Origin of the sequence: Micrococcus sp. HSID17227, assembly GCF_003989405.1 — a bacterium.
GTDB lineage: Bacteria > Actinomycetota > Actinomycetes > Actinomycetales > Micrococcaceae > Micrococcus > Micrococcus luteus.
On record NZ_RBLN01000243.1, the window covers coordinates 1 to 3,321 of the forward strand.

The 3,321-nt window shown below is 70.4% G+C and carries 2 protein-coding genes; both read left to right on the forward strand.

Features of this window, described 5'->3' with window-relative positions:
* Nucleotides 1–98: 98 nt before the first annotated feature.
* The gene (locus D8M29_RS10185; protein WP_370450165.1) at nt 99–428 is read left to right on the forward strand and encodes a sigma 54 modulation/S30EA ribosomal C-terminal domain-containing protein; all 330 of its coding nucleotides are present in this window, start codon (nt 99–101) and stop codon (nt 426–428) included.
* A 174-nt stretch (nt 429–602) separates the two neighbouring features.
* Nucleotides 603–3,321: preprotein translocase subunit SecA (gene secA / locus D8M29_RS10190; protein ID WP_174233340.1), on the forward strand; the 2,719-nt coding region annotated here is incomplete at its 3' end.

Consider the following 3,321-nt stretch of genomic DNA (forward strand, 5'->3'; position numbering starts at 1 on the left):
GCGGCACCAACGCCGTGTAGGCCGGGAAGAAGAACGCCGTCGATGCCCCGACGATCAGTGCTGACAATCCCAGGAGCCAGTACTGAGCGGCCCCCATCGTGGCGAGGCCGGAGACGACACCGGCCGCGGGCGCCGCGCTGGCCGCGGAGGACGCCTCCGCGCAGGACGCCCCCGAGGCGGGCACCCCGGTGCGCATCCGGCAGAAGGCGTTCCCCGCGACCCCCATGAGCGTGGACGACGCCGTGGACGCGATGGAGCTGGTCGGCCACGACTTCTACCTCTTCCAGAACGCCGAGACCGGCGTGCCCTCCGTCGTCTACCGCCGCCGGGGCTGGAGCTACGGCGTGATCCGCCTGGACGAGTCCCTCCCTCAGGATCACGTCTCCGCCTCCGAGGGGGAGCAGGCATACCAGACGCGGGAGGACTGACCGCCCCGCCGACGTCGACCACGACCTGCTGACGCCGCGACGCCCCTCCCCTCCGGGACGGGCGCCGCGGCCCGTCCGGACTCGGCCCGTACACTGTCCCGGAGACCGCGCCACGGCCGCGCGCGAGGGGCATCCCGTCCCGCCCCGGCCACACCGCAAGGGAGCAGAGAACCAGTGCCTTCGATCATCGACCGCGTCCTGAAGATCTCGGACAACCGCGTCCTCAAGCGCATGCAGGCCACGGTGGACGCCGTGAACCTCCTCGAGGACGACTTCCGGGCGCTCAGCGACGCGGAGCTGCGTGCCGAGACGGACACGCTCCGGGCCCGGCATGCGGACGGCGAGTCGTTGGACCTGCTCCTGCCGGAGGCCTTCGCCGCGGTCCGCGAGGCCGCGGGACGCACGCTCGGCCAGCGGCACTACGACGTCCAGCTGCTCGGCGGCATCGCGCTGCACCAGGGCAACATCGCGGAGATGAAGACCGGCGAGGGCAAGACCCTCGTGGCCACCGCTCCGGCCTACCTCAACGCACTGTCCGGCAGGGGCGTGCACGTGGTGACGGTCAACGACTTCCTCGCCTCCTACCAGGCCGACCTCATGGGCCGCGTTTTCCGCTTCCTCGGCATGCAGACGGGCGTCATCGTGGCGGGCCAGACCCCGGCCGTACGGCGCGAGCAGTACGCCGCGGACATCACCTACGGCACGAACAACGAGTTCGGCTTCGACTTCCTCCGGGACAACATGGCCTGGTCCCTCGACGAGCTCGTGCAGCGTGAGCACCACTACGCGATCGTCGACGAGGTGGACTCGATCCTCATCGACGAGGCCCGCACCCCGCTGATCATCTCCGGCCCCGCCCAGGGCGAGGCCAACCGGTGGTACGGCGAGTTCGCCCGGCTGGTGCGCCGCCTCGAGGCGAACACGGACTACGAGGTGGACCACAAGAAGCGCACCGTCGGCATCCTCGGCCCCGGCATCGAGAAGGTCGAGGACCACCTCGGCATCACGAACCTGTACGAGACGCAGAACACCACGCTCATCCAGTTCCTGAACAACGCGGTCAAGGCCAAGGAGCTGTTCAAGCGGGACAAGGACTACGTGGTCCTCGACGGCGAGGTGCAGATCGTCGACGAGCACACGGGCCGCGTGCTCAAGGGACGCCGCTACAACGAGGGGCTCCACCAGGCCATCGAGGCCAAGGAGGGCGTGGAGGTCAAGCCCGAGAACCAGACGCTGGCCACGGTGACCCTGCAGAACTACTTCCGCGGCTACGAGAAGCTCGCCGGCATGACGGGCACCGCCGAGACGGAGGCCGCCGAGTTCACGTCGACCTACGGCCTCGGCGTCGTCGTGATCCCGCCGAACCGGGAGCCACAGCGTGTGGACCGCAACGACGTGGTGTACAAGAACGAGAAGGTCAAGTTCGACGCCGTCGTCGACGACATCGCCGAGCGGCACGCGAAGGGCCAGCCGGTCCTGGTGGGCACCACCTCCGTGGAGAAGTCCGAGTACCTCTCCACGCTGCTGGCCAAGCGCGGCATCCGCCACGAGGTCCTGAACGCGAAGAACCACGCCCGCGAGGCCGCCATCGTGGCGCAGGCGGGCCGCCCGGGCGCCGTCACCGTGGCCACCAACATGGCCGGCCGCGGCACCGACATCATGCTCGGCGGCAACGCCGAGTTCACGGCGGTGGCCCGCATGCAGGAACTGGGCCTCGACGCCGCCGAGGACCCGGAGGCGTACGAGGCCCGCTGGCCCGAGGTGCTGGCGGAGGCCGAGGCCGCCGTGGAGGACGCGCACCGCGCGGTCATCGAGGCCGGCGGCCTGTACGTGGTGGGCACCGAACGCCACGACTCGCGCCGCATCGACAACCAGCTGCGCGGTCGTTCCGGCCGTCAGGGCGACCCGGGCGAGTCCCGGTTCTACCTCTCCCTCACGGACGAGCTCATGCGCAACTTCAACCCGGGCGTGGCCCAGCGGATCATGAACAGCCCGTCGATCCCGGACGACATGGCGCTCGAGTTCGGCTTCGTCTCGAAGGCGATCCAGAATGCGCAGGCGCAGGTCGAGGGGCGCAACGCTGAGCAGCGCAAGAACGTGCTCAAGTACGACGACGTGTTGAACCGCCAGCGCGAGGCCATCTACACGGACCGCCGTTCGATCCTCGAGGGGGAGGACCTGCAGGACCGGGTGCGCCGCTTCGTGGAGGACGCCGTCGGGAACATCGTGGACGCGGCCACCGAGGAGGGCCAGGCCACCGACTGGGACCTCGACCAGCTGTGGCGGGACCTGGCAGAGATCTACCCCGTGGGAGTCTCGCAGGAGGACGTCCTCGACGAGGTCGGCGGCCGGGGCCGGCTCAAGGCCGAGGTCCTGAAGCGCGAACTCGTCTCCGATGCGCTCCTGGCGTACGAGGACCGGGAGGCGCAGGTGGGATCCGAGGCGCTGAGGGAGGCGGAGCGTCGCGTGGTGCTCGCCACCATCGGGCGCCACTGGCAGGAGCATCTCTACGAGATGGACTACCTCAAGGAGGGCATCGGGCTGCGCGCGATGGCCCAGCGCGAGCCCCTCGTGGAGTACCAGCGCGAGGGCTACACGATGTTCCAGAACATGCTCGCCGGCATCCGCGAGGACGCCGTGCGCACGCTGTTCCAGGCGCAGATCAGTGCGGCCCCCGCGCCGACGTCGCTGCCCGGCGTCAAGGATGCCCGCGCCGTGACGATGGCCCCGCAGATCTCGGTGGAGGGCGTCGACGCCCCGCAGCGCCCGGCGCAGCTGCGTTTCACCGGTCCGTCCGAGGACGGGCAGAGCGCGGTCACCCGCAGCGGCACGGACTCCGGCGCCACGGTCGCCGCGGGCACGAACCGCCGCTCCCGCCGTCAGGCGGAGCGCC